The organism is Ruminococcus sp. RTP21204st1_B2_RTP21204_210225, from assembly GCF_040914135.1.
Lineage (GTDB): Bacteria > Bacillota > Clostridia > Oscillospirales > Ruminococcaceae > Hominimerdicola > Hominimerdicola aceti.
The window spans coordinates 1-25,476 of the sequence record NZ_JBCPGA010000003.1; the positions used below are offsets into that span (position 1 = coordinate 1).

Consider the following 25,476-nt stretch of genomic DNA (forward strand, 5'->3'; position numbering starts at 1 on the left):
TTCTTATTATATCAAAATAAGCATAGCCTGTCACCACTGTAGTCAGCAGTTTGGACTATGCTAATATCATACCAAAGAGGGTGTGACCAATGGCTGAACAGCAGGTCTTTGCCACAAAGGGAAATCTTATACTTTATAAAAAGGCTCTGAAGCTTGCCGCATTGGGCTATGAGCTTCTGGACAGAAAAAGAAATATCCTTATAAGAGAGCTTATGAGCCTTGTTGACAAAGCAGGGGAGCTTAGAGGAAGCATTGAGGACACCTACAAGGAAGCCTACAGCGCACTCCAGCTTGCAAATATCTCCATGGGTCTTGTTACACCTTATGCAAATTGTATCCCTGTTGAAACAGGCGTTGAGATAAGCACAAGAAGCGTCATGGGCGTTGAGCTGCCAAAGGTCACCCTTAAAGAACGCCCTCTGAAAGTCACATACGGCTTTTCTCAGACCGATTCTCAGCTTGACAGAGCCTATCTTGCCTTTGAAAAGGTAAAACAGACCACAGCAGTCCTCGCAGAGGTGGAAAACAGTATCTACAGACTGTCCGTAGCCATAAAAAAGACACAGCGCAGAGCAAACGCCCTGCAAAACATAATCATTCCAAGAAATGAACACATAGTGAAATTCATTACTGACTCTCTTGAAGAAAAGGACAGAGAGGAGTTCTCACGAATGAAAGTAATAAAGGCGGCAAAGCTAAAGTCGGCACAGAAATAATAATTGTAGGGGCTGGCGCCCTCGACAGCCCGCTTTTCAACGTTGTTTTGTTTATTGTGGGGGCGGTCACTCTCCGTGACGGGCATTTCACGCCATAATTTTATTAATGCAACACCCTTGTACTGCACAAATAAATTGTAGGGGCGACCTGAGGTCGCACGTCTGGTCGCCAGCTTGCAGCATTATAAAAACATGAAAGGAAAGATAAAAAATGGAATATATCAAAAAAGTATTCAGAAGCTATTGGATATTGTCCATATTCTGCGTAGTGCTGGGCATTGCGCTCATAATCGACCCTAATTTCTTCACCGCCGCCATAGGCTATGTTATTGGTGGACTTTTCACCGCATTCGGTGCAGTGGAGCTTATAAGATACTTCGCCATGGGCAGAGACGACCAGAGCTATTCTTCAAGCCTTGTGAGAGGGATCATCCTCGCTGCCATAGGCATTTTCATTATCATAAGACCTGATTTTATCCCGAAAGTCATTGCCGTTGTCTGCGGACTTTATATGCTCATAAGCGGCATCGTGAACATTCAGGACTCCCTTAACCTTAGACGTGCAGGTGTAGAAAGCTGGAACGTAAGCTGTATCTCAGCCGCTGTTACCACTCTCGTTGGTATACTTCTCCTCTTTGACCCTCTTATTTTAGGGGAAACCGCAATGATAGTCCTTGGTATCGCTCTGCTCGTTTCAGGTGTGACGAATATCTTCGGCTGTTTTACCGCAGGCTCAAAGCTCAAAAAGGTAAATAAGCTTATGAAAAAAGAGCTCAAAGACAGACCTGATAAGGATCATTATATAGATATTTAGGATATTATCGCAGGGGCGACCTAGGGTCGCCCACTTTTTTTCACTATTTTAGCAGTTTGATGTATTTCTTTACAAAAATATGTGCATTTTATTGACATGAGATGTGATTTCACAAGTTTCAACAAATATTTTTGCGTTGATTTGTAAAAGTCTATAAAAATTAAAAAAAGCCTTGACAAATGAGGTCAAAAGGTATATACTCATAACTGTAAACAGCAAAGGCGCTGTGAACCACTTAGGTTCGCAGTGTCTTTTTTTATTTTTCTTAGACTATAATTTATAATAGGAGGAATTCAATATGGCAAACGTTCCTGAATATTTCGGCTCAGACGTATTCAATGAATCAGTGATGAAAGAAAGACTTCCAAAGGCTACATACAAGGCTTTGAAGAAGACTATCGACAACGGCGATCCACTTGATATCGAGGTTGCAAACATCGTTGCTAATGCAATGAAGGATTGGGCAGTTGAAAAGGGCTGCACACATTACACTCACTGGTTCCAGCCAATGACAGGTCTTACAGCAGAAAAGCTCGACAGCTTTATCTCACCAACTGAGGACGGTCACGTTATCATGGAGTTCTCAGGCAAGGAGCTTGTTAAGGGCGAACCTGACGCTTCTTCTTTCCCTTCAGGCGGATTGAGAGCAACATTCGAGGCAAGAGGCTATACAGCTTGGGACCCAACTTCATATGCATTCATTAAGGAAAAAGCACTTTGTATTCCTACTGCTTTCTGTTCATATAATGGCGAAGCACTTGATAAGAAAACTCCGCTTCTCCGTTCAATGGAAGCTATCAATAAGTCAGCTCTCAGAATTCTGAAGTTGTTCGGCTCAGACGCAACAAGAGTTACAGCAAACGTTGGTCCTGAGCAGGAATACTTCCTTGTAGACAGAGAGATGTATGCAAAGAGAGAGGATCTTATCCTTGCAGGCAGATCGCTTTACGGCGCACCTGCTCCAAAGGGTCAGGAACTTGAAGATCACTATTTTGGTACTATCAAGACAAGAGTTCAGGCTTACATGAAAGATCTTGACGAGCAGCTCTGGAAACTTGGTATCTACGCTAAAACAAAGCATAACGAGGTTGCGCCTGCTCAGCACGAGCTTGCTCCTATCTATGGCACAACAAATATCGCCACCGACCACAACCAGCTCACAATGGAGATCATGAAGAGAACAGCTAGAAAGCACGGCTTCAAGTGCCTGCTTCATGAGAAGCCATTCGCTGGCATCAACGGTTCCGGTAAGCATAACAACTGGTCTATCTCAACAAACACAGGTGTAAACCTCCTTGATCCTGGTAAAACACCTGCCGAGAATGCTCAGTTCCTCCTGTTCCTTACAGCAGTTATCAAGGCTGTAAATGATTATCAGGATATCCTGAGAGCTTCAGTTGCTTCTGCTGGTAACGACCATAGACTTGGCGCTAACGAAGCTCCTCCGGCTATTATTTCTATCTTCCTTGGCGACGAGCTTACAGGCGTTCTCGATGCTATCGTAAACGGCGTTAAGTATGAGGACAAGAGAGTTGAGATGGAGATCGGTGTTGACGTTCTGCCACACTTCCCTAAGGATACAACAGATCGTAACAGAACTTCACCATTTGCATTCACAGGCAATAAGTTTGAGTTCAGAATGCCTGGTTCAAAGCTTTCAGTAGCAGGTCCTAACACAGTTCTTAACACTATCGTTGCTGACGTTCTCGATCAGTTTGCTGACGAGCTTGAAAAGGCTGACAACTTCCAGGACGCTCTTGACGATCTTATCAAGAGAACTATCAAGGAAAATCAGAACATCATCTTCAACGGCAATGGTTATTCAGACGAGTGGCCTGTTGAAGCTGAAAAGAGAGGACTTCTTAACCTTAAGTCAACTCCTGAAGCTGTTCCTGCATTCCTTGCACAAAAGAATGTTGACGTATTCTCTAAGTACGGTGTTTATACAGAAGCTGAGCTTCAGTCAAGAGTTGAGATCCTCCTCGACGAGTATTGCAAGACGCTCAATATCGAGGCTCTTACAATGATCGACATGGCTAAGAAGGAGATCCTTCCTGCTGCAGCTAAGTATATCAAGGATATCGCAAAGACTGCTGAGCTTGCAAAGAGCTGCGGTGCTGAAACTGTATTTGAGGAAGAGACCGTTAAGGAAATTTCAGCTCTCGTAACTGAGATGTACAAGGCACTTGGCACACTGGAAGCTGATGTACAGAAAGTACACGCTATCGAGGACACACAGGAAATGGCAAACTTCTTCCACGATACTATCTTTGCAGATATGGGCGCTCTCAGAGTTCCGGCTGATAAGATCGAAACACTGGTAGGCAAGGAGTACTGGCCTTATCCAACATACAGCGACCTGCTGTTCTACGTTAAGTAAGGGACAATTCAAATTTTCAATATAACACGGACTTTATAACAAACTAACCACAGATCTACTATTTTGTTCCCCTACAGCTACAATAATATACGGAATGCACAATGAAGTGTATGACAGACCGAGCCGAATGGCTTTGGTCGTCATACACTTTTTTGTATTTTAGGAGGAAAAAGATATGACAAACACTGTAACAGTATTGGCTGAAAGCACAGGCTTCAGTGCCGTCAATACTATATGGGTACTGTTGGGAGCTGCACTTGTATTCTTTATGCAGGCAGGCTTCGCAATGGTTGAAACGGGCTTCACCCGTGCGAAAAACGCAGGTAACATAATCATGAAAAACCTGATGGACTTCTGTATCGGAACTCCGCTGTTTTGGCTCTTTGGTTTCGGTATAATGTTTGGCGACGGAAAGTTTATCGGAGCTTATAAGGGAATAGCTGATTCTACATATGCCTCAGCTGCTCCAGACGGAGTGCCTTTCTTTGCTTTCCTTATCTTCCAGACAGTTTTCTGTGCAACAGCAGCAACTATCGTTTCTGGAGCTATGGCAGAAAGAACAAAGTTCATTTCTTATTGTATCTATTCAGCAATTATAAGCCTTCTGGTCTATCCTATCGAGGCTCACTGGATCTGGGGCGGCGGCTGGCTTGCAGACCTCGGCTTCCATGATTTCGCAGGTTCAACTTGCGTACATATGGCAGGCGGCGTTGCAGCATTCGTTGGCGCAGCTATCCTTGGTCCTCGTATCGGTAAGTATGACAAGAACGGCAAGGCAAAGGCTATCCCAGGTCACTCGCTTACACTTGGCGCACTTGGCTGCTTTATCCTTTGGTTCTGCTGGTTCGGTTTCAATGGTGCTTCAACAACTTCAATGGAAGGCGATGCTATCCCGCTTGCAGGTAAAGTTTTCGTAACAACAAACCTTGCAGCAGCAGTTGCAACTATCACAACAATGATTTTTACTTGGATCAAGTATAAGAAGCCTGATGTTTCAATGACACTTAACGCTTCACTTGCAGGTCTGGTAGCTATCACAGCTCCATGCGACACAGTTTCACCAGTATCAGCAGCTATAATCGGTATCGTTGCAGGTATCCTCGTAGTTGTAGGTGTAGAGTTTATAGATCAGGTACTCAAGATAGATGACCCAGTTGGTGCTTGTGGAGTTCATATGCTCAACGGTATGTGGGGTACTATCGCAGTGGGTCTTTTCTCAGACGGTACTTGCGGTGAAAAGGGACTCTTCACAGGCGGTGGAGCACATCTCCTTGGTATCCAGCTTCTCGGTATGGTATCAGTTATCGCTTGGGTAGCTATCACAATGACTATCGTATTCCAGATCATCAAGCACACGATCGGTCTTAGAGCTTCCGAGCAGGAAGAGATCCTTGGTCTTGACGTTACAGAGCATGGTCTTGTATCTTCTTACGCTGACTTCGCACCAGCAATGTCACAGGCAATGCTCAGCTATACAAAGGACGACGCAAAGAGCGTTGTAAAGGTAGACAAGTCAACAGAGCCTGTAGTTCCTGTTGAGAAGGCCATCAAGGTAGAATCTTATGCAACAGACACACCGTCTGCTGACGGCACACCTAAGATGACAAAGGTCGCTATCATCTGCAAGCAGCAGAAACTCAACGATCTTATCACAGCTTTGGAGGACATCGACGTAACAGGTGTTACAGTAACGAACGTTCTTGGCTGCGGAATGCAAAAAGGACAGCCTGAGTATTACCGTGGTGCAGTTGTTGAAACAAATCTGCTGCCAAAGGTAAAGGTCGAGGTCGTTATTTGCAAGGTACCAACAAGAGCAGTTATTGATGCTGCAAAGGCAGCCCTTTATACAGGTCATATCGGAGACGGAAAGATCTTTGTATACAACATTGAGAACGTAGTAAAGATCAGAACGAATGAAGAGGGTTATGACGCACTTCAGGACGATTAAGCCTTAAAGATGACGGGTGACTACCCAATAAAATTGCCCCCATCCCACTTATAAATTATAGCTTGGAACCCGTGGTCGAGTAATTCGGCTGCGGGTTTCAAGTTTCTATGAGGGGGAGTATAAGTGAGGAATGAGGAGTGAGGAGTGAGGAATGGGCAAAGCCGACCAGAGTAAAGAACAAGCACAAAGTAAAAGTCAGCATCGAGCGTAGCGATTTTGCGGCGGAAGAACTTGCCCGAATAAGATGTAGTGGAGAGTTTTTGCGGTTATCGGACAATGTTGTCATCGTGGCTTGTTACTTCGAGGGGCGAACGGTGTTCGCCCCTACATATACATTGTGCGGTCATTAGGATTTGTGCAATAAAACAAAAACAGGACAGCCCTCATGAGCTGTCCTGTTTGCGTTAATGCGAATTATTCTTCTATTTCTGTGGTCTTGATGTGAAGCTCTTCAAGCTGCTTCTCGTCTACTGTGGACGGACAAGCACTCATAAGCTCGCTGGCGTTCTGTACCTTTGGGAACGCTATTACATCTCTAAGGCTGTCGGCATTGCAGATTATCATGGAAAGTCTGTCAAGTCCTATGCCCATGCCGCCATGCGGTGGTGCGGCATAACGATAGGCGTCTACGAGGAAGCCGAACTTTGCTTCTATCTCTTCGTCCGTCATGCCCAGTGCTTCAAACATTTTCTGCTGAAGCTCAAAGTCTGTTATTCTCATTGAGCCTGATGAAAGCTCTGTGCCGTTGAGGACAAGATCCCATGCCTTTGCACGGACGTTTGCAGGGTCGGTGTCAAGATAGTCAAGGCACTCCTCCATTGGCATTGTGAATGGGTGGTGCGCTGCTACCCATGTGTCGTTCTCGTCGTCATACTCAAAGAAAGGCATTTCTGTTATCCATACAAAATTGAACTTGCCCTCTGGGATAACGCCAAGACGCTTTCCGCAGATAAGTCTGAGTGCGCCCAAAGTTGGAAGAACTACCTTGTTCTTGTCTGCACAGATAAGAACGAGGTCGCCCTTTTCTGCTCCAACGGCTGCGTTTATCTTTTCAAGATCGCCCTCGCCAAGAAACTTCTTGAATGAGCAGTTTGGCTCGTCTGCCCAGCGGATATATGCAAGACCCTTTGCACCTATGCCCTTTGCGTGCTCAACAAGCTTGTCGATCTCTTTTCTTGTGTATGTTGCCGCACCGCCCTTGACGTTTATTGCACGAACTGAGCCGCCTGCCTCGATAGCTGACTTGAATACCACAAAGTCGATATCCCTAACGGCGTCTGTGATATCCTGTATCTCCATGCCGAAACGTGTATCAGGCTTGTCAGAGCCATAACGGCTCATAGCGTCTGCAAATGTCAGTCTTGGCAGTGGGAGCGTTACCTCTACACCGAGTATCTCCTTGAAAAGCTTTTCGATATAGCCCTCAATACAAGCCTGGATATCCTCCTGATCGACAAAGGACATCTCAAGGTCTATCTGTGTGAACTCAGGCTGTCTGTCAGCTCTCAGGTCCTCGTCACGGAAACATCTCGCAAGCTGGATATACCTGTCATAACCTGATATCATAAGGAGCTGCTTGTATATCTGCGGTGACTGTGGAAGTGCATAGAACTTGCCTGCGTGAACTCTTGAAGGAACGAGGTAATCTCTTGCGCCCTCAGGGGTGGACTTCATCATCATAGGTGTTTCTATTTCAAGGAAACCATTGTCATAGAAATACTCTCTTGTTATCTGAGCGATCTTATGACGGGTGATGATATTCTTCTGAAGCTTTGGATTTCTAAGGTCAAGGTAGCGGTATTTGAGCTTCAGCTCATCGTTTACCTTATCTGAGTTTGTTACCTCAAATGGCGTTGTTTCAGCCTTTGAGAGAATTCTCAGGTCTGTTACGGCAACTTCTATCTTGCCTGTTTTTAGCTTTTCGTTTACGCTCTCACGAGGACGTACCATACCCTTTGCCATGAGGACATACTCGCCTTTTACAAGCTGAGCCTTTTCAAAAACGGCTCTGTCTGTTTCATCATTGAATGCAAGCTGTACAAGTCCAGTTCTGTCACGGAGATTGATGAAGATAAGGTTGCCCATATCTCTTACTCTGTCGGCAAAGCCGCATACAACGACTTCCTGCTCTGTTTCAGGCACTTCGCCGCAGTAATGGGTCCTGCGTAAGCCCTTCATTGTATCAAGTTTCATTTTACATTACTTCCTTTTCTTTGGGTTTATATTGATAAAAAAATTATTCGTCGCTTTCGTCTGTTTTGCTGACAGCAGGCGGGAAGCTGTCGAGATAGGCTCTGACGAACTTCTTCTTGTTGTCCCAGAACATGAGGAACAATCCCACGAGCCATATTGCGGCAAAGCATACTGCGCCTGTTTTCTCTTCCAGTGCCACAAGCATAAGGGTGAGGAAAAGCACAATCACCGTCCATATGACGCCCACAACATAGGCATAGATAGGCTTTCTGAACTTGCCGTATATCCTAGAGCCGTTGGGGGTCTTTTCTACCTTGCCATAAAAGCCTGTTGAGCCTCCGTCACGCTTTTTGGCAGTGTGGTGGAATATCTGAAAGCTTTCGGTGCCTGTGCGGTAGCCATAAAAAATGGTATCGTCACGGTGGTTTTTCATGAACTTGCTTTGGGAGAGAATGTTTATGGTTGGTCTATGCTCTATAAGGTCACCGTCAAGCTTTCTGAGAACTCTTTTGGGCGAAAGTGAGGTCTCTACCTCATAGGTCACGGGTCTTATTGCAAGCATTATTTATCTTCCTTTTTATCGGGATAATCAGCAGGGTCAAAGACCTTGTCGTTTATCTTTATCTGTCCGCCTGTGTGGGTGTTGCAGAGCATACCATAGATAGTGCCGCATTTTGTACACCTGAACTGGTGGAAAAGCTTTTCGGCATACCACTTGTTGTCGTTATCCATTATCTTATCAAGTGGGCAGGTCTGATAGGTCATTTCAACTTCCCCTGCCAGCAGCATTCTTGCAAGAGAACCTATGCAGAGCATATATTCCTGCGGAGTGTGTATTTCTACCAAAGGTATTTTCTCGCACTGTTCACATCTCATTGCTTAGTTCTCCTTTCCGATAAATTTCTCTATATCAGCGTCGATATCCTTGAACATATCTGCCATAAGTGCGTTTGAAAAGTTCTCGGCAATGGTGTTGTCAAGCCTGATATCTGTCTGCTCGCCTGTTGCCATGTTTTTGAGCTTTGCAACGCCTGATTCTATCTCGTTGTCGCCAAGCACCATAACGAACTTTGCACCTGTTTTGTTTGCATACTTCATCTGAGCGTTAAGTCCTTTGCCTATAAGGTCATATTCTACGAAACAGCCCTCTTCTCTAAGCTCGGAGGCTATGCCCATTGCCTTTTTAAGGGCGTCCTCGCCCATTGGTACGATATAAAGGTCGCAGGTCTTTGGCTCCATATAGTCGCAGCCCTGAGCGTCCATTACCATGAGAAGTCTTTCAAGTCCCAGACCAAAACCGAGGGCAGGGGTAGGCTTGCCGCCAAGCTGCTCGATAAGTCCGTCATAACGTCCGCCACCGCAGACTGTACCCTGTGCGCCTATCTCATCGGTGATGAACTCGAAAACTGTTCTTGTATAGTAGTCAAGACCTCTTACTATCTTAGGGTTGATGTCAAAGTCGATGCCCATTACGGAGAGGTACTCCTGAAGCTTCTCAAAGTGTTCTTTGCAATCATCGCAGAGATAATCGAGGATAACAGGGGCGTCCTTGCCAAGCTCCTGACAGTGTTTGATTTTACAATCAAGTATTCTCATTGGATTTTTGTCAAGTCTGTCCCGACAGGTCTCGCAAAGCTGGTCTTTTCTTGCGGCAAAATACTCTTTCAGAGCCTTGCGATACTCTGCACGGCAGGTTGGACAGCCTATAGAGTTGATGTTGAGCTTGATGTTTCTGAGCCCTGCTCTGTCAAGAACGCTTTTTGCAAGTGAAATTACCTCTGCGTCTGCTCTTGGGCTTTCAGAGCCGACCATTTCACAGCCGAACTGGTGGAACTCTCTGAGTCTGCCTTTCTGTGTGTTCTCGTGTCTGAAACATGAGAGGATATAATAGACCTTCTGCGGCAGACCCTCGTTCATAATACCGTTTTCAAGAACTGCTCTCATTGCGCCTGATGTTACCTCCGGGCGGAGTGTGAACTTTGAGTCGCCTGCTGCGGAAACTGAATACATCTCTTTCTGAACAACGTCTGTTGTTTCGCCAACAGAACGCACGAACAGACCTGTTTCCTCAAAAGTTGGTACTCTTATTTCTTTGAAGCCGTATATTTCGGCAGCTTCGGAAACTATCTTCTCTACAGTGTGCCACTTATAGACCTTTGAGGGAACGATGTCTTCTGTGCCTTTTGGCTTTTTAACTATCAATGCCATATAATAACGATCCTTTCTGTATTTTGTCTTGAACTTTTGAATACCGATATCGTTTAAATAGCTGTGATATCGGGACGTTGTTAATAAACGGGCGAACACTGTTCACCACTACATTAAAGAGCCTTGATGCTGTTAATTACAACGTTTCAAATTTCAAAATCGTCAATAAAACCTTTTTTTATATAATAACCGAATTTAAGGCATTCGTCAAGTGCTGTTGTGCTGCCTTTTTCGGTCATTGACCAATTATTTCGCTGTGTACTGCCACGGCTGGCAGGGCAGGGGATAATTTTCTGTGTGAAAAAATGCTCCGCAAGCTTTTTTGCGCGGCGCATATGATATGCGGTAGTGACTATAATAATGCTTTTGCAGTTTGGAAAATGCTTTTTTACAAGCTCGGCTGCGTTTTGCAGATTTTCCACGGTACTGAGCGACTGTGTTTCCGTGAGTATCGCACTGCGTGGTATGCCGCATTTTTCGGCAGCTATGAGCATAGCTTTATACTCAGCCATTTCCCCCAGCGAGGTTTTCTGCACTTTTCCGCCGCAGAAAACGAGTTTGGGGGCTTTCCCCTTATGAAAAAGCTTTGCCGCAAGGGGAACACGATAGTCGCAGGCTTTGCGGCTTCCCAGAACTATTATAACGTCGGCAGTTTCGCCTTTATAGTCAAGACCCTCGAAAAGAAGCTTGTCTACTATTTCGGGGGTGATGTTTTCTTTTGTTAGCTGGCTGGCTTTCATTGTTATACCGCCTTTGCTTTTTGGTGTGCTGAGATAAGGTATTCGAGAGTAAGTGAGGAGCGAAAAAGCGGGACGTTGCATTTCTGTGAAGCAGAAATTGAGCCGCTCCCCTACGGGTGGTGGATAAAAAAATAAAGCCGTCCCCTAGTAAGGGACGACTTTTACCGTGATACCACCCTAATTATCCGAACATCTTCGTGCCGGATCACTCTAACGCTTTAACGCAGCTATACGTCCGTTCTTGAACAAACGGAAGCTCCAAGGTGTCCTTCTTCCTGCCCTTTGTGTGAACCCTCTCACCAACGGCTCTCGCTGAAACATAAGAACGGAATACTCTCCCTTTCATCGCTTTTGTATATGAAATTTCAATTATATCTTTGTAGGATTAACGATATCTCTCCAGTCAAGATCGCCTCGCTCAAGTGCGTGGATAAGCGCTTCGGCAGTGGCAATGTTTGTGGCTACCGGAATGTTGTGTACATCGCAAAGTCTGAGGAGATTCATATCATTAGGTTCGTGTGGCTTCACTGAGATAGGATCTCTGAAAAACAGAAGCAGGTCTATCTCGTTGCAGGATATTCTCGCTGCGATCTGCTGGTCGCCGCCCTGTGAGCCACTGAGATAACGCTGAACGTTAAGGCCTGTTGCTTCGGCTACCATTTTTCCCGTAGTACCTGTGGCACAAAGATTGTGCTTGCTGAGTACACCGCAATAGGCGATACAGAACTGTACCATGAGTTCCTTTTTTGTGTCATGAGCAATAAGTGCAATATTCAATGGAAACCCCCCGTTTATATATTGGTATATTAATGAACAAATAAGTTTCGTGATATAAAACAGCCGCACTATGCGCAGATATCCTCACGCACACGGCTGATAATATACTCAGACCTTGATGGAGAGGGGTATATGCTCGCCCTTTATTCTTCTTGAAATAGCAGAGAATGCAAGGAAGCCCATAGAGCTTGATGAAAGCGGCGCACCCTTTCCTGTTGCAAGAGGGATAGCACTGTCCTCAGGGATAACACCCAGAAGCTGAACGCCGACTGTGTCGATGATAGCGTCAAGGTCGTCCATTTCGTCAAACTCGAATATTCTCTTGTTTGCCTTGTTGATAACAAGTCTTTGCTTCTGATTTCCTCTCTTATAGAACTCATCTGACATCATTCTCGCATCTCTTACGCATACAGGATCAGGAGTTGTAACTATAAGTATAAGGTCGGAATTAGTAACTATATCAAATACAGAACCGTTGATACCTGCAGAGGTGTCAATGATTATGTATTCAAAATACTTTCTCATTTCCTGTGTGATCTTTTCGATATCCTCAGCCTTGAGCTGAACGAACGGGTCGGACGGAGCACAGAGAACGCTCAGGTTTGAAGCAAGCTTAACAGTTGTTGTTGCCTTGTATACGTCGCAAGTACCCTCAAGAACGTCACCTAGATCGTATGTAATATTACCCTGCATACCAAGCATGATATCCATACATCTCAGACCAAAGTCAAGCTCAATTATAAGTGTACGGTTTCCCTGCTTGGCAAGGGCATAACCGAGACAGGCGCTTATAGAAGATTTGCCTGTTCCGCCTTTACCGGAAGTAACTGCAATAATTTTTGACATAAAACTCATTGCTCCTTTCATATATCAATCCTGCGGCTGACCGCAGAACGCATCAGCAATAATAGCTTGCCCCTTCACAGCCGTGAAAAGGCAGATTTAAGAAAACGTTTCAGTACCCTCCGCAGGCAATGCGGAGAAGCATAGCGTTACCTAATAATATTGTACCACATATTTTGAAATTGTCAAAGACATTTGTACAAAAAAATACAAAATCGTTAATTCACATTAATTTTCACTTTTATTTTTGTCAATTTTGCACAATGCCATATCAGCGCTACAGAGTTTGTAATAATAAATCATAGCAAACCGATAAAAATATTATACAATAAGATTATTAATGCTATAAAAATTATTTTTGAAAATTATATAACAAAATAAAAAATCGGACAGGTAGTTATAATTTTTGGAACAATACATATAAATGTACAAACTTTGAAAACAGAAAGCGAGGAAAAGGGTATGTTTATCAAGACAATAAAAGTAAAAAAGCCAACATTTGCGGTGATTGGGGCGGTTCTGGCGGCGTTGGCACTGTTGGCGGTGATAATAGTGACAGTGGTGAGGATATCGTCGCCTGCGGTGTACGAGATGAAAAGCGAAGCGCAAAGACAAGCGTTTTTGAAAGAAATGGGCTGGGAGGTGTCTGACGAATACGATGAATGCAAGGCGGTGACCATACCGAAAGAATTCAATGAGGTGTATGAAAAGTATAATAAGCTTCAGAAGCAGCAGGGCTTTGACTTGGAGGACTATAAAGGGAAAACCGCTGAGGTGTATACATATGCTGTGAAGAATTATGGGAATAAGAAGCAGGAGGTCAGGGCTAATCTTATCGTCTGTGAGGGACAGCTTGTGGGAGGAGATGTATGCTCAGCGGAGCTGGACGGATTTATGCAGGGGCTGAGGAAAAAGTAGACGACTGAGCGTGAAACGTCGGCATTATGAACAAGGGTAAACTAATGCTTCATAGGTCGAAAAAAACCGATACAAATAGTAATAAAACGCCTGTGGAGCATATCTGCAGGCGTTTGCTTTTGGTCAAGTTTTTTCGCATATTTGACTTTTGGCGGTATCGTATGCTATAATCTTTATAAGAAAATTGTCAGAAAGGCTTTTGCTATGAGACTTGATAAATTTGTTTCTTCACAGCGTAATGATATTTCCCGAAGCATGGTGAGAGAGCTTTGCAGAAAAGGTCAGGTGACTGTAAACGGAAAGGTCGCCAAGGCGGCTGATGCTAAGGTCAGCGAAAACGATATTGTTGCCGTAAAGGGCGTGGAGATATGCTATAAAAAGTTTGTCTACATAATGATGAACAAGCCGCAGGGTGTGGTTTGCTCCACTCGTGACGGAGAGTCGAAAACTGTCCTTGAGCTAGTACCTCCTGAGATGTTCAGGGAGGGACTTTTCCCTGCGGGCAGGCTCGATAAGGATACTGAGGGCTTTGTGCTTCTCACTGATGACGGAGCTCTCGCCCACAGAATGTTGTCCCCTAAGACCCATGTTCCGAAAACCTATTTCGTCAGACTTCGTGACCCTTGGCAGGAAAATTATGCTCAGGCATTCGCTGAGGGCATGACTATCGACGGCGGGGAGAAATGTCTGCCTGCGGAATTTTCCGCAAGTGTGAACTGTCCCGATGAATGTACTGTTGTGCTTCATGAGGGTAAGTATCATCAGGTCAAGAGAATGTTTGAAAAGCTGGGAAATAAAGTTGTTTTTCTTAAGCGGATAAAGATCGGAGAACTGCCTTTAGATCCGGACCTGCCTCTTGGAAGCTGTTTAGAAATAATGCACAAAGATGTTGAAAGATTATTGACAGCGAAATCGTTTAAATGTAAGTAATTACCTATTCTATGTGAATTTTCGTCAATATTCATAATGAGATATAATAAAGTTTAGTAAAAAAAACTCTTGCGGGTATGTTAAAAATTTGTTATGATAAAAGCATAGCTAATTAGGATATTAGTAAAATTCAAATAGGGAGGTCCTTTTTTAATGGCAAGTGTATCATTAAGGGAAATTTATAAGAAGTATGCAGGCGGCGTTATCGCTGTTTCAGACTTCAACATTGAGATCAAGGATAAGGAGTTTATCATCCTCGTAGGTCCTTCTGGTTGTGGTAAGTCTACAACACTTAGAATGATCGCAGGTCTTGAAGAGATCAGTGAAGGTGAGCTTTACATCGGCGACAGACTTGTAAACGACATCGCTCCTAAGGATAGAGATATCGCAATGGTATTCCAGAACTACGCTCTGTATCCTCACATGACAGTATTTGAGAACATGGCATTCGGTCTGAAGCTCAGAAAGGTACCAAAGGACGAGATCGCAAGAAAGGTAGAGGAAGCAGCAAGAATACTTGACATCGCTCACCTTCTTGACAGAAAGCCAAAGGCTCTCTCCGGTGGTCAGAGACAGCGTGTAGCCCTCGGTAGAGCTATCGTTCGTGAGCCACAGGTATTCCTTCTTGACGAGCCTCTTTCAAACCTCGATGCTAAACTGAGAGCACAGATGAGAACTGAGATCTCTAAGCTCCATAAGAAGCTCGGTACTACATTCATCTATGTAACTCATGACCAGACAGAGGCTATGACAATGGGTGACCGTATCGTAGTTATGAAGGACGGTTACATTCAGCAGATCGACACACCAACAAATCTTTACAACGATCCAGTAAACCAGTTCGTTGCAGGATTCATTGGTTCACCACAGATGAACTTCATCGACGCTAAGCTTCTCAAGGTAGACGGCAAGTATGTTGTTGAGTTCGGTTCTGAGGATACAAAGACAACAAGAGGCGTTAAGTATCAGGTAACAGTTCCAGAGTCTAAGGTAGATCCTGAAGTTCTTGAGCCACTGGTTGATCAGGAAGTTGTTCTTGGCGTTCGTCCAGAGTGTATCCACGATGAGCCTGCATTCCTCGCTCAGGCTACAACAGGCGTTATCAACACAACTGTTGAAGTAACTGAAATGATGGGTGCTGAAACATATCTGTACCTCAACTGCGAGGGTATCCAGCTCACAGCTAGAGTTTCACCTCGTTCTGACGTTCGTCCACAGGATGAGCTTAAGGTCGCTATCGATCCTAACAGAATCCATATCTTCGATAAGGAAACTGAGAAGGCAGTTCTTAACTAATAAGAATTTTTATCATATTGATATAACCAAAAAGTACGGCTTTGTCCGTACTTTTTGTGTTATATGCGGTGTGAAACCGATTTCGTTATCATAGATTAGAAAGGTACAAATAATGGATACAAAAAAATTGTTGGCAGTGCTTGTGAGTGTTGCTATGTGCGGAGCGGCTTTTGCAGGCTGCGGAAATAATGCGGACAGCTCAAAGGCTGAAAGCAAAGCGGAGTCTTCAAGCTCGCAGGTCGAAAAAATGCCTGAAACTGACGAGGAGTGGACGCAGGCTATGTATGACAAGGCTATGGTGTCATACGGCAACACTTCTATGATGCAGAATGTTATAAAGAAAGCACAGTCAGGCGAAAAGGTCACTGTGGCGTATCTTGGCGGCTCTATCACTGAGGGTATTTCTGCCGGTGCAGAGGGCTGTTATGCTAAGCTCACTTATGATTATTTTGCACAGAAATTCGGTACGGGGGATAACGTTCAGTATGTGAACGCAGGTCTTAGCGGTACGCCGTCTAAGCTTGGAATACTCAGGCTCGACAGAGATGTGCTGGCTTATGAGCCTGACATATGCTTTATCGAATTTGCAGTAAATGACGGCACTGAGACTGACTATCAGAACGCTTACGAGTCCATAGTCAGAACGCTTTTGCAGAAGAATATCACTCCTGTTCTGCTGTTCTCGGTGACAGAAAACGATCATTCTGCTCAGGATTATATGAAGCAGATAGGCGAGTTTTATCACCTGCCGATGATATCATACTGTGACGCACTAAGATATCTTTTCGCAAACAACAGAATGACTTGGAAAGATTTCTCTGACGATCAGTCACACCCTAACACTGAGGGTCACAAGCTTGTGGCTTCAATGGTGGACTACTATTTTGACACTGTTATGGACGTTGCGCCAGAGGGCGATTATGTTATGCCGACAGACACTGTTTTCTCTCCACGAGAGGTGGACGCTCATATGTATGAGGGCGACAGCCTTACGCCAACAAGCCTTGGAAGTTGGAAGGAAGGCTCTACTATCGCAAGCTTCACAAATGGCTGGACTTACGACAACACCGGAGATAACAGCCCTATCGTATTCGAGTTCAAGGACAAAAAATTCTTGTACATGATATACAAAGAGGTGAAGCAGGGCGAGTTCGGCAAGCTTCATGTTAAGGTAACAGCAGACGGAGAGGTGTATGACGAAAGCGATTACGATACCATAAGTCCGTCAGGCTGGGGAAATGCTCAGATACAGAATATCGCCATGATGCCTGAAGCAACTAACTATACCGTTGAAATATCAATGGCGGCAGGCGATGAGGATAAGCATGGAGAAGTGCTTGCCTTTGGCTATACTGAATAGCTGTTTGAAATTTTAGCAAAAATAATAAGGCAGATGGTTTTTTAGCGGCTGTGGGAACGGCTTGCTCTGGAAAGCCGTCTGCCTGTTTTTTGTGTGTATTTATGTGGCGTTATGTACAAATAAGAAGGCTTCGATTTGTGAGTGTATACAAGAATTTGAATTAATACGCAAATAAAGAAATTATCCCCTGTTCATTTTTAATTTATTTATATTTTGGTGCTATAATGACTTGTGTAAAGATACATAAGTGGAAAATGTCTTTGTATACTTGATCTTATATGAAAATATGAACTTGTATGGCAGATAGCGGAAAGGTGATATCTATGATAAAAATGAAAAGAATATTTGCGGCGGCTTCTGCCGTTGTAATGGCGGCGGGAGTGTTCGCTTCCTGTGGAAATACAGACAGCTCTTCAAAGGCTGAAAATGTCGGAAGCTCCCACGTTACGGAAAAAGGCGAGATGCGTGATATTTCTTCTATGGACCTTGTGAAAGAAATGAATTTGTGCTGGAATTTGGGCAACTCCCTTGACGTGTGCAACGCCGACCGTGACGGTGACGGTCAGGTGGACGAAAATTCAGAGAAAGTTGACGAAACCCTGTGGGGAAATGTGAAAACTACTCCCGAAATTTTCGACCAGCTCAAAAAGGACGGCTTCAACGCAGTGAGAATACCTATCACATGGCGTGACCACCTGTCTGACGATTACACCATAGACGAGGACTGGATGAACAGAGTTGAAGAAGTCGTTGATTATGCTTATGACAGAGATTTCTATGTTATCATAAACGTTCATCATGACGGTGGCGGTGACCCTGACTTCGGTGCATGGATAAGAACGGAAGCCGAGGCTGATTACGAAAACTTTTCAAAAAAGTATAACAAGATCTGGACGCAGATAGCAAAGAGGTTTGAGAACTATTCTGATAAGCTTATTTTCGAGTCCATGAATGAGGTGGGCTTTGACGATATGGGAACAAATCAGGCTTACGAACTGCTCAACAAGATAAATCAGGACTTTGTTGACCTTATAAGGAAACAGGGCGGAAACAATCCGAAAAGGCATCTTTTGATAGCAGGCTATTGGACGGACGTGGAAAAGACCTGCTCAAAACTTTTCAAAATGCCCGATGACCCTGAAAATAGGTGCATAGTTTCGGTGCATTATTATACGCCTTGGGAGTTCTGCGTTTGCACAAATCAGTATAACTGGGGAACTGAGCCTGAGATAAAGACAATGGTCAATAACGTGAATAAGCTTAAAACTACATTTGTGGATAATGGCATACCTGTTATTGTGGGAGAGTATGGAAACTGCAAGGGCAATGACGAGGTGGACAGAGTGTTTTTTGACGAGTACTTTACGAAGCTCACACATGACATTGGCATACCGGCATTCTTGTGGGACGACGGCGGAGTGTTTGATAGAACTGATCTCACTTGGCAGGAAGAGGGACTGCTGGACGCTTTGCATAGAGCGGTGAGTGGAGAGGAGTATATTGTAGAGCGCATTAAGTGAGGGTTATAAGTGGGAGTGAGGAATGGGCATAGCTGACCAGAGTAAAGACCAAGCATGAAGTAAAATTCAGAACCGAGCGAAGCGAGCAAAAGGTACAGGGCAAAGCCCTGTCAGAGCTTGAAGCAGAGCCTCAATAGGCGAAAGCCTACAAGCGGTGCAGAAAAAAGCGAAAAAGCATATAAAAGTAAAGAACAAAACAAAGCGGTGTCGGAGCAAAAACTCTGCACCGCTTTGTTTCTCTCCCATAGCGCAATGTAAATCCGCAAAGAGCGACAGCGATTTTGCGGCACGGCAAGCCATAGCGCAATTGTAGGGGACGGCGCCCTCGACGTCCCGCTTCGGGGAGTTGCGAGGTTTGAGTTTCCATAAACCATGTGGGTGAACTAAACGGGCGAACACTGTTCGCCCCTGCATTGTTCGTGCGTTGTTTCGCAAATTGTTGTCAACAATAAGATAACAAAAGTTGTGTCATTGTCACAGAAATTCGTGAAATCAGGGCGGATTAACTGCATTTTTGCGTATTGCAAAAATCAAAAATAAATGTTATAATCAGTTGTGTATCACTATTTTCAGAAAGGCAGGCGGATAATGTGGCGGAAAAGATAAGCGAAAAAATACAAAAGAAAAAACCGAAAAAACTTATAAATATGATATTCTCACAGAAAACCACTATTATTCTGCTTCTTGCATTGCAGCTTATTTTCATTTTTATCATCTTCCAAAGCTTCGCTGTGCATTATGCCTATCTGCATATCGTTTTTTCTACTGTGGCTATCGTGCTTGCTATCTATATCCTTAACAGCAGCGAGAACCCTGCCTATAAATTGGCGTGGATAGTACCCCTTGTTATCGTGCCTATCTTTACGGTGGTGCTTTATATATTATTCAAAAATCAGTTTTCAACAAGAAAGGTCAGAAACCTTTATGCTAAGAAATCCGCCAATACAAGACCTTTTCTTAAAACAAATAAACAGATAATGAGCTATCTCCATGAAAGTGAGCCTGATTTTTATAAGCTTGCAAACTATGTGGATAAGTCGGGGGGCTACCCTGTCTGCGGTAATACGGAGGTCACTTATTTTCCCCTTGGCGAAGATAAGTATAAGGCTATGCTTGAGGAGCTTCAGAAAGCTCAGGAGTTTATCTTTATGGAGTATTTTATTATCGACGACGGTGAAATGTGGCGTGAGATAGTTAAGATACTTCTTGAAAAAGCTAAGGCAGGCGTGGAGGTAAGACTTCTTTATGACGGCATGGGCTCTCAGTTCACTTTGCCTTTCAGATATAAGAAAAAGCTTACCGACCAAGGGGTAAAATGCCTTGTTTTCAATCCTTTCCGCCCTATGCTTTCTACTATACAGAATAATCGTGACCATAGAAAAATTCTCGTTATCGACGGCAACGTGGCTTTCAACGGGGGCGTTAATATCGCCGACGAGTATATAAACCGCAAGGAGCGTTTCGGTCATTGGAAAGATACCGCCGTTATGCTAAAGGGCGACGGCGTTTGGAATTTTACCATGATGTTTCTGCAAATGTGGGAGGTCATCTCAGGTGATAAAACTGAGTATAATATGTACCGCCCAACTGTAAAAAACGTTGTGAACAACGGCTATGTTATCCCCTACGGCGACTCCCCTCTCGATGACGAGAATGTGGGCGAGCTTGTCTATATGGGTATGATAAACAATGCCAAGGATTATATCTATATCTCTACCCCGTATCTTATTCCTGACAACGAAATGCTCACCGTCCTGGGCTATGCGGCAAAAAGCGGTGTTGATGTTAGGATAATCACTCCTGAGATACCTGATAAATGGTATGTGAGCGTTATAACAAGGTCTTTCTACAGAGATCTTGAAACGCTGGGTGTAAAAGTCTATGAGTATAAAGGCGGCTTTAACCACGCCAAAATGTTCCTCTCGGACGATAAGTCGGCCGTGGTGGGTACTATAAATCTCGACTACAGAAGCTTGTATCTCCATTTTGAGTGTGCAACTTATATGTACAAAACAAGTTGTATAAAGGATATAAAAGCGGACTTTGACGATATGTTTGAAAACCGCTGTCATAGAATAACACATGACGATATAAATAACCGCAGCTTCTGGTCAAGGTTCATGTCGGTCATTCTCAGGACCATTGCGCCTCTTTTGTAAAAATGTATTTTACGAGGTATCAGGGGAAAAATAAGCCTATCTTTGCTTTTGCATAGCTTGGAGGGCTTTTATGATACTTCTGAATAAATTGTTTTCGGCAGAAAGATCTGCAAAGGCCAGAGTGGACTATCCTCTCTTGCTTCTCGGTGCGGTCATATATGGCGTGAGCGTGGGACTGGTTTTAAGCCCTAACGAAATTGCCCCCGGAGGTGCTTCGGGGCTTGCTGTCATGTTGTCAAGATTTCTGCCTCTTGGTGTCGGCTCGCTTACAATGGCGATAAATCTTCCTTTGTTGGCGGTTAGCCTTTATGTGTTCGGCTGGCGTTTCCTTGTGGGAACTGTCGTAGCTATTGCAGTTTCGGGTCTGACAGCGGATATGTGTACGCTTTTTACACCACCCACAAATGATATTTTTCTCAGCGCAATAGCAGGCGGTATTCTGTTGGGCGCAGGCTGTGGGATAGTTTTTCGTTCAGGTGGAACAACAGGCGGAACTGATATCGCTGCAAAGCTTATCAAAAGGAAAAAGCCCTACATGGCGGCAGGACAGATCTTTATGCTTGCAGATGGTGTGATATGTGTGCTCAGCGGTTTTGTTTTCGGCAGTATCGACAACGCACTGTATTCGTTCTTTACGCTGTGGGTGTTCTCAAAAACACTGGATATGATACTCTACGGTGGCGACAGAGGAAAGCTTGCGCTGATAATAAGTCCTGCCGCAGATAAAATACTCCATAGGCTTCTTAATGAGGGCAACTTGGGGTGTACGGTCATAAAAGCCCGAACGGGATACACGGGAGAGGACAGAGATCTTATACTTTGCGCAGTGAGAAAACGCAGGATAACGGACGTTCGCAGAATAACAGCGGAAACTGACGAAAAGGCTTTCGTGCTTGTGGGTGACGTGAGCGAGATAATAGGCGAGGGTTTCAGGCTCTCTGACGAATACTTCTGAAAGGACATTACAATGGACATAAAAGATTTTAAGGGACACATTTTCGACTTGGACGGCACTCTGACAAGATCAAATCACGTTTGGTCAAAGATAGACGAGGAATTTCTCGGCAAGCGTGGGATAAAAGTGCCTGAGGACTATTTCAAGCAGGTGTCTGCAATGAATTTCGAGCAGGCGGCTGTTTATACAAACGATAGATTTTCTCTGGGTGAGAACATTCAGGATATAATGAAAGAATGGTTCGATATGGCGGTGTATGAGTATACCAACGTTATCGAGCTTTGCGGAAACGCAGGGGAGTATGTGCGAAAGCTTAAGGAACAGGGCAGGCAGATAGCATTGGCGACCGCTTCAACTGAGGAGCTTTATAAGCCTGTGCTAAAGAGAAACGGCATTTTGGATCAATTTGATTGCTTCGTGTCTACAGAACAGGTGGAGAGGGGAAAGGGTTTTCCTGATGTTTATGAGCTGGCGGCTGAGAAACTGGGGCTTGAAGCAAAGGCTTGCGTGGTTTATGAGGATATCGTTGAGGGCATAAAGGGAGCGAAAGCAGGTGGGTTCTTTGCTGTGGCTTGCTTGAATGACCATTACTCGCATGACTGGGACGAGATGAGAGAGATCGCTGATGCGACCGTGGAGGACGGAGAGTTTCCGGTTTAATGAGGAATGAGGAATTAGGAATGAGGAATGGGCATAGCTGACCAGAGCTGTGCCCCCAGCACCAAGCAGAGCGAAAGATAAAACGCAGGCTCAAGCCCGGCGTTAGAGGGCTTGTGGGTTCTTAGGGCAAAGCCCTAAGCGGAGATTGAGGCAGAGCCTCAATCGGCGTAAGCCGACCAAGCGGTGCAGATTTAATTAGAAAAAGCACGCAAAAGTCTGATATCAAATAAAGGTAATATCGGAGCAAAAATCTGCACCGCCTACCCTATCTCTAAGTAAATGTAAATCCGCAAAGAGCGTAGCGATTTTGCGGCATGGCAAATTTGCCCGAAGAAAAATAAACATCGCCGCAAGGCGATACCATAATTCCTCATTCCTCACTCGACAAACAATAAAATTTACAAAAAATTAATAAAATTCTTTGACAAATGATTGACAAAGAAGAACACAGATGTTATAATTGTAGTACCTCTTTATGAGGTCTATTTTTTTGCGCTCTTTTTTGAGCGTGAAAAAGCATAAGTTACCTCAGGGCTGTGTGACAGCTTGCGTGAAAACGTATGAGGGAGGCAGACGTACCCTGAATGTTCTTGCGGGGTATAAATTTCGTCAGGAGGTGCCGAAATGAGAGTAAAAATTACACTTGCTTGTACTGAGTGTAAGCAGAGAAACTACAACACTAAGAAGAACAAGAAGAATGACCCTGACAGACTTGAAATGAACAAGTATTGCAAGTTCTGTAAGAAACACACTCTTCACAAAGAGACTAAGTAATATTGAAAGGAGCTATTTCTAATGGCTAAAAAAACAGATGTTACTAAGTCTTCAAAAAAGGATACCGGCAAGGATCAGAAGAAAAAAGGCGGAATAAGAAAATATTTCAGAGAGCTTAAAGCTGAAATGAAAAAGGTCGTTTGGCCTACAAGACAGCAGGTGACTAAGAATACGGGAGTTGTTCTCTCGGTAATGGTCGTTATGGCTCTGTTCCTTTTCGGAGTTGATTCAGGTCTGGGTGCAGCTATCAAGGCTATCCTTAAAATCGGCGGCTAAGCCGTCACAGCGGTTTTGACAACATCAATATGGAGGTAAGAAACATGTCAGAAGAAGCAAAGTGGTATGTTGTTCACACTTATTCAGGTTATGAGAATAAGGTAAAAAGCAATATTGAAAAGGTTGTTGAAAACCGAAACCTTCAGGATCTGATCCCTGAGGTAATGATCCCAATGGAGGAAGTTACCGAAGTAAAGGGCAATAAGATCGACAAGGGCGACAGAAAGCTTTTTCCAAGCTATGTGCTTGTAAAAATGGTGCTTACAGACGATTCATGGTATATCGTTAGAAATACCAGAGGCGTTACGGGCTTCGTTGGTCCTGCGTCAAAGCCTGTTCCGCTGACCGATAAAGAGGTCGCTGCGCTGGGTGTTGACACACAGAGAAGCGCTAACGTTCAGGTCGGCTTCAAGGAAGGCGACAACGTCGTTGTAACAGCCGGTTCATTCGAGGGCTTCACAGGAGTTGTGGAGAAATTCGATATGGAAGCACAGACGGCAGACGTCAGAGTATCTATGCTGGGCAGAGAAACAACTGTTACTATGCCGCTGACACAGATAAAGTCTGAGGAATAAGGAAAAAGGCGGTAAAACTCCGCAAACATTCGTGAAAATGGAAGCAAAGCCGTCAATGACGGTTCGGATATACGGCTTCCGGAAACGTGGGAGAGCGTATGGCGCTCGCCTTACCACTTAATTATGGAGGTGCGAACAAATGGCACAGAAGGTAGTAGGCTATATTAAGCTTCAGATTCCAGCAGGAAAGGCAACTCCTGCACCACCGGTTGGTCCAGCTCTTGGTCAGCACGGTGTAAACATCATGGCGTTCACAAAGGATTTTAACGAGAGAACTAAGAACGATATCGGTCTTATCATCCCTGTTGTTATCACAGTTTACGCAGACAGATCATTCACATTCATCACCAAGACTCCTCCGGCAGCAGTTCTCATCAAGAAGGCTTGCAAGATCGAGTCAGGTTCCGGTGTTCCTAACAAGACTAAGGTCGCAACTATCACAAAAGAGCAGCTTCAGAAGATCGCTGAGCAGAAGATGCCTGACCTGAACGCAGCAAACCTCGAGAGTGCTATGAGCATGATCGCTGGTACATGCCGTTCAATGGGCGTTGTAGTTGAGGACTAATCAATCGTACTGTGCATTCATGCACGGCAATGGTGGGAGGAATTTTCCGCTAACCGACTAGATATCCACTGTCGGTATTACCACTTAATGAGGAGGAAATATTAATGAAACATGGCAAGAAGTATGTTGACAGCTTCAAGGCTATCGACAAGGCTAAGCAATATGACGCTCCTGAGGCTCTGGAACTTGCAGCTAAGGGTGCTAAGGCAAAGTTCGATGAAACTATCGAGCTTCACATTCGTCTGGGTGTTGACTCAAGACACGCTGATCAGCAGGTAAGAGGTGCTGTTGTACTTCCAAACGGAACTGGTAAGACTGTAAGAGTTTGCGTATTCTGTAAGGAAGACAAGTACGAGGCTGCTAAGGCAGCAGGCGCTGACTATGTTGGCGGCATGGATCTCGTTGAGAAGATCACAAAGGAAAACTGGATGGATTTCGACGTTGTAGTTGCTTCACCTGACATGATGGGTGTTGTAGGACGTCTTGGTAAGATCCTCGGACCTAGAGGACTTATGCCAAACCCAAAGGCAGGAACTGTTACTCCAGACGTAGCTAAGGCTGTTACAGAGGCTAAGGCTGGTAAGATCGAGTATCGTCTTGATAAGACAAACATCATTCACTGCCCTATCGGTAAGGCTTCATTCGGTGTTGAGAAGCTCGAGCAGAACTTCAACACACTTATCAACGCTGTTGTAAAGGCTAAGCCAGCCGCTGCTAAGGGTCAGTACCTTAAGAGCGTAGTTGTAGCTTCTACAATGGGCCCTGGTATCAAGATCAGCACTGCTAAGTACGGCAACTAATCTGATAACAGATAAATATTGAATTTTTAAGGGACTTGTGCTAAACGCATAAGTCCCTTTTTTATATAT

25 protein-coding genes and 1 other annotated feature are annotated in these 25,476 nt (G+C 44.4%); of the genes, 18 read left to right on the forward strand and 7 right to left on the reverse strand.

Annotation, left to right across the window (positions count from 1 at the left end):
- Positions 1–89 precede the first annotated feature (89 nt).
- From AB5123_RS01530 to AB5123_RS01550, 5 genes are all read left to right on the forward strand, one after another.
- On the forward strand, positions 90–716 hold the full coding sequence (locus AB5123_RS01530; RefSeq protein ID WP_046441532.1) for a V-type ATP synthase subunit D: 627 nt from the start codon (positions 90–92) through the stop codon (positions 714–716).
- Positions 717–927: 211 nt separating this feature from the next.
- The gene (locus tag AB5123_RS01535; RefSeq protein ID WP_051706771.1) at positions 928–1,530 is read left to right on the forward strand and encodes an HdeD family acid-resistance protein; all 603 of its coding nucleotides are present in this window, start codon (positions 928–930) and stop codon (positions 1,528–1,530) included.
- A gap of 298 nt (positions 1,531–1,828) precedes the next feature.
- Positions 1,829–3,910, forward strand: coding sequence for a glutamine synthetase III (locus tag AB5123_RS01540; RefSeq protein ID WP_256321977.1), 2,082 nt, complete (start codon positions 1,829–1,831; stop codon positions 3,908–3,910).
- Positions 3,911–4,085: 175 nt separating this feature from the next.
- Positions 4,086–5,858, forward strand: coding sequence for an ammonium transporter (locus tag AB5123_RS01545; RefSeq protein ID WP_051706769.1), 1,773 nt, complete (start codon positions 4,086–4,088; stop codon positions 5,856–5,858).
- Positions 5,859–5,995: 137 nt separating this feature from the next.
- The gene (locus AB5123_RS01550) at positions 5,996–6,208 is read left to right on the forward strand and encodes a hypothetical protein (RefSeq protein ID WP_148303599.1); all 213 of its coding nucleotides are present in this window, start codon (positions 5,996–5,998) and stop codon (positions 6,206–6,208) included.
- 64 nt (positions 6,209–6,272) lie between these two features.
- On the opposite strand, the gene aspS is transcribed toward AB5123_RS01550, so the two are convergent.
- From aspS to AB5123_RS01585, 7 genes are all read right to left on the reverse strand, one after another.
- Positions 6,273–8,051, reverse strand: a complete 1,779-nt coding sequence (gene aspS, locus AB5123_RS01555; RefSeq protein WP_337812192.1) for an aspartate--tRNA ligase — start codon at positions 8,049–8,051, stop codon at positions 6,273–6,275.
- Positions 8,052–8,094: 43 nt separating this feature from the next.
- Positions 8,095–8,613, reverse strand: a complete 519-nt coding sequence (locus tag AB5123_RS01560) for a hypothetical protein (RefSeq protein WP_337812193.1) — start codon at positions 8,611–8,613, stop codon at positions 8,095–8,097.
- The gene (locus AB5123_RS01565; RefSeq protein ID WP_022287018.1) at positions 8,613–8,927 is read right to left on the reverse strand and encodes a hypothetical protein; all 315 of its coding nucleotides are present in this window, start codon (positions 8,925–8,927) and stop codon (positions 8,613–8,615) included. The genes AB5123_RS01560 and AB5123_RS01565 overlap by 1 nt, the downstream gene beginning before the upstream one ends.
- A 3-nt stretch (positions 8,928–8,930) precedes the next feature.
- Positions 8,931–10,259, reverse strand: a complete 1,329-nt coding sequence (hisS, locus tag AB5123_RS01570; protein WP_368364478.1) for a histidine--tRNA ligase — start codon at positions 10,257–10,259, stop codon at positions 8,931–8,933.
- Positions 10,260–10,405: 146 nt separating this feature from the next.
- Positions 10,406–10,999 carry a YdcF family protein gene (locus AB5123_RS01575; protein WP_289147927.1) on the reverse strand — a complete coding sequence of 198 codons (594 nt, stop codon included), beginning with the start codon at positions 10,997–10,999 and terminating at the stop codon, positions 10,406–10,408.
- 147 nt (positions 11,000–11,146) lie between these two features.
- Positions 11,147–11,354, reverse strand: a binding site (T-box leader).
- A 14-nt stretch (positions 11,355–11,368) separates the two neighbouring features.
- On the reverse strand, positions 11,369–11,776 hold the full coding sequence (gene mgsA / locus AB5123_RS01580; protein ID WP_022287015.1) for a methylglyoxal synthase: 408 nt from the start codon (positions 11,774–11,776) through the stop codon (positions 11,369–11,371).
- Positions 11,777–11,884: 108 nt separating this feature from the next.
- A complete protein-coding gene (locus AB5123_RS01585; protein WP_022287014.1) occupies positions 11,885–12,622 on the reverse strand; it encodes a P-loop NTPase in 738 nt (245 codons plus the stop codon).
- Positions 12,623–13,081: 459 nt separating this feature from the next.
- Between AB5123_RS01585 and AB5123_RS01590 the strand changes: the two genes are divergently transcribed.
- From AB5123_RS01590 to rplA, 13 genes are all read left to right on the forward strand, one after another.
- Entirely contained in the window at positions 13,082–13,537 is a 456-nt protein-coding gene (locus AB5123_RS01590; protein WP_117857149.1) for a DUF4830 domain-containing protein, read from the forward strand.
- Between the two features lie 204 nt (positions 13,538–13,741).
- Entirely contained in the window at positions 13,742–14,467 is a 726-nt protein-coding gene (locus tag AB5123_RS01595) for a pseudouridine synthase (protein ID WP_038673478.1), read from the forward strand.
- Between the two features lie 153 nt (positions 14,468–14,620).
- Positions 14,621–15,763 (forward strand): ABC transporter ATP-binding protein, encoded by a 1,143-nt coding sequence (locus tag AB5123_RS01600; protein WP_022287011.1) that lies wholly within the window; start codon positions 14,621–14,623, stop codon positions 15,761–15,763.
- A 112-nt stretch (positions 15,764–15,875) separates the two neighbouring features.
- Positions 15,876–17,123, forward strand: a complete 1,248-nt coding sequence (locus tag AB5123_RS01605) for an SGNH/GDSL hydrolase family protein (protein WP_195220618.1) — start codon at positions 15,876–15,878, stop codon at positions 17,121–17,123.
- Positions 17,124–17,446: 323 nt separating this feature from the next.
- The gene (locus AB5123_RS01610) at positions 17,447–18,643 is read left to right on the forward strand and encodes a glycoside hydrolase family 5 protein (protein ID WP_051706761.1); all 1,197 of its coding nucleotides are present in this window, start codon (positions 17,447–17,449) and stop codon (positions 18,641–18,643) included.
- Between the two features lie 590 nt (positions 18,644–19,233).
- Positions 19,234–20,802 carry a cardiolipin synthase gene (gene cls / locus AB5123_RS01615; RefSeq protein ID WP_368364479.1) on the forward strand — a complete coding sequence of 523 codons (1,569 nt, stop codon included), beginning with the start codon at positions 19,234–19,236 and terminating at the stop codon, positions 20,800–20,802.
- Between the two features lie 70 nt (positions 20,803–20,872).
- Complete coding sequence (locus AB5123_RS01620; protein WP_337777876.1) at positions 20,873–21,757, forward strand: YitT family protein; 885 nt, start codon at positions 20,873–20,875, stop codon at positions 21,755–21,757.
- A gap of 12 nt (positions 21,758–21,769) precedes the next feature.
- The gene (locus tag AB5123_RS01625; RefSeq protein ID WP_287214328.1) at positions 21,770–22,417 is read left to right on the forward strand and encodes an HAD family phosphatase; all 648 of its coding nucleotides are present in this window, start codon (positions 21,770–21,772) and stop codon (positions 22,415–22,417) included.
- A gap of 624 nt (positions 22,418–23,041) precedes the next feature.
- Positions 23,042–23,191, forward strand: coding sequence for a 50S ribosomal protein L33 (gene rpmG / locus AB5123_RS01630; protein WP_002848320.1), 150 nt, complete (start codon positions 23,042–23,044; stop codon positions 23,189–23,191).
- Between the two features lie 21 nt (positions 23,192–23,212).
- Positions 23,213–23,467 carry a preprotein translocase subunit SecE gene (secE, locus tag AB5123_RS01635; RefSeq protein WP_022287006.1) on the forward strand — a complete coding sequence of 85 codons (255 nt, stop codon included), beginning with the start codon at positions 23,213–23,215 and terminating at the stop codon, positions 23,465–23,467.
- Positions 23,468–23,511: 44 nt separating this feature from the next.
- Entirely contained in the window at positions 23,512–24,042 is a 531-nt protein-coding gene (gene nusG, locus AB5123_RS01640) for a transcription termination/antitermination protein NusG (RefSeq protein ID WP_038672647.1), read from the forward strand.
- Between the two features lie 139 nt (positions 24,043–24,181).
- Positions 24,182–24,607, forward strand: coding sequence for a 50S ribosomal protein L11 (gene rplK / locus AB5123_RS01645; RefSeq protein WP_117877709.1), 426 nt, complete (start codon positions 24,182–24,184; stop codon positions 24,605–24,607).
- Positions 24,608–24,711: 104 nt separating this feature from the next.
- Positions 24,712–25,407: a 50S ribosomal protein L1 gene (gene rplA, locus AB5123_RS01650; RefSeq protein WP_022287003.1), complete on the forward strand. Its 696-nt coding sequence runs from the start codon at positions 24,712–24,714 to the stop codon at positions 25,405–25,407.
- Positions 25,408–25,476: the final 69 nt, after the last annotated feature.

Bases quoted from the DNA above. Each gene is read 5' to 3' on its own strand.
- AB5123_RS01605 (WP_195220618.1), top strand. From the start codon at position 15,876: ATGGATACAAAAAAATTGTTGGCAGTGCTTGTGAGTGTTGCTATGTGC.
- AB5123_RS01585 (WP_022287014.1), bottom strand. From the start codon at position 12,622: ATGTCAAAAATTATTGCAGTTACTTCCGGTAAAGGCGGAACAGGCAAA.
- AB5123_RS01600 (WP_022287011.1), top strand. From the start codon at position 14,621: ATGGCAAGTGTATCATTAAGGGAAATTTATAAGAAGTATGCAGGCGGC.
- AB5123_RS01575 (WP_289147927.1), bottom strand. From the start codon at position 10,999: ATGAAAGCCAGCCAGCTAACAAAAGAAAACATCACCCCCGAAATAGTA.
- hisS (WP_368364478.1), bottom strand. From the start codon at position 10,259: ATGGCATTGATAGTTAAAAAGCCAAAAGGCACAGAAGACATCGTTCCC.
- AB5123_RS01620 (WP_337777876.1), top strand. From the start codon at position 20,873: ATGATACTTCTGAATAAATTGTTTTCGGCAGAAAGATCTGCAAAGGCC.
- rpmG (WP_002848320.1), top strand. From the start codon at position 23,042: ATGAGAGTAAAAATTACACTTGCTTGTACTGAGTGTAAGCAGAGAAAC.
- AB5123_RS01625 (WP_287214328.1), top strand. From the start codon at position 21,770: ATGGACATAAAAGATTTTAAGGGACACATTTTCGACTTGGACGGCACT.
- AB5123_RS01565 (WP_022287018.1), bottom strand. From the start codon at position 8,927: ATGAGATGTGAACAGTGCGAGAAAATACCTTTGGTAGAAATACACACT.
- AB5123_RS01590 (WP_117857149.1), top strand. From the start codon at position 13,082: ATGTTTATCAAGACAATAAAAGTAAAAAAGCCAACATTTGCGGTGATT.
- AB5123_RS01560 (WP_337812193.1), bottom strand. From the start codon at position 8,613: ATGCTTGCAATAAGACCCGTGACCTATGAGGTAGAGACCTCACTTTCG.
- AB5123_RS01530 (WP_046441532.1), top strand. From the start codon at position 90: ATGGCTGAACAGCAGGTCTTTGCCACAAAGGGAAATCTTATACTTTAT.
- secE (WP_022287006.1), top strand. From the start codon at position 23,213: ATGGCTAAAAAAACAGATGTTACTAAGTCTTCAAAAAAGGATACCGGC.
- AB5123_RS01540 (WP_256321977.1), top strand. From the start codon at position 1,829: ATGGCAAACGTTCCTGAATATTTCGGCTCAGACGTATTCAATGAATCA.
- AB5123_RS01595 (WP_038673478.1), top strand. From the start codon at position 13,742: ATGAGACTTGATAAATTTGTTTCTTCACAGCGTAATGATATTTCCCGA.
- rplK (WP_117877709.1), top strand. From the start codon at position 24,182: ATGGCACAGAAGGTAGTAGGCTATATTAAGCTTCAGATTCCAGCAGGA.
- aspS (WP_337812192.1), bottom strand. From the start codon at position 8,051: ATGAAACTTGATACAATGAAGGGCTTACGCAGGACCCATTACTGCGGC.
- AB5123_RS01545 (WP_051706769.1), top strand. From the start codon at position 4,086: ATGACAAACACTGTAACAGTATTGGCTGAAAGCACAGGCTTCAGTGCC.
- AB5123_RS01610 (WP_051706761.1), top strand. From the start codon at position 17,447: ATGATAAAAATGAAAAGAATATTTGCGGCGGCTTCTGCCGTTGTAATG.
- rplA (WP_022287003.1), top strand. From the start codon at position 24,712: ATGAAACATGGCAAGAAGTATGTTGACAGCTTCAAGGCTATCGACAAG.
- AB5123_RS01535 (WP_051706771.1), top strand. From the start codon at position 928: ATGGAATATATCAAAAAAGTATTCAGAAGCTATTGGATATTGTCCATA.
- nusG (WP_038672647.1), top strand. From the start codon at position 23,512: ATGTCAGAAGAAGCAAAGTGGTATGTTGTTCACACTTATTCAGGTTAT.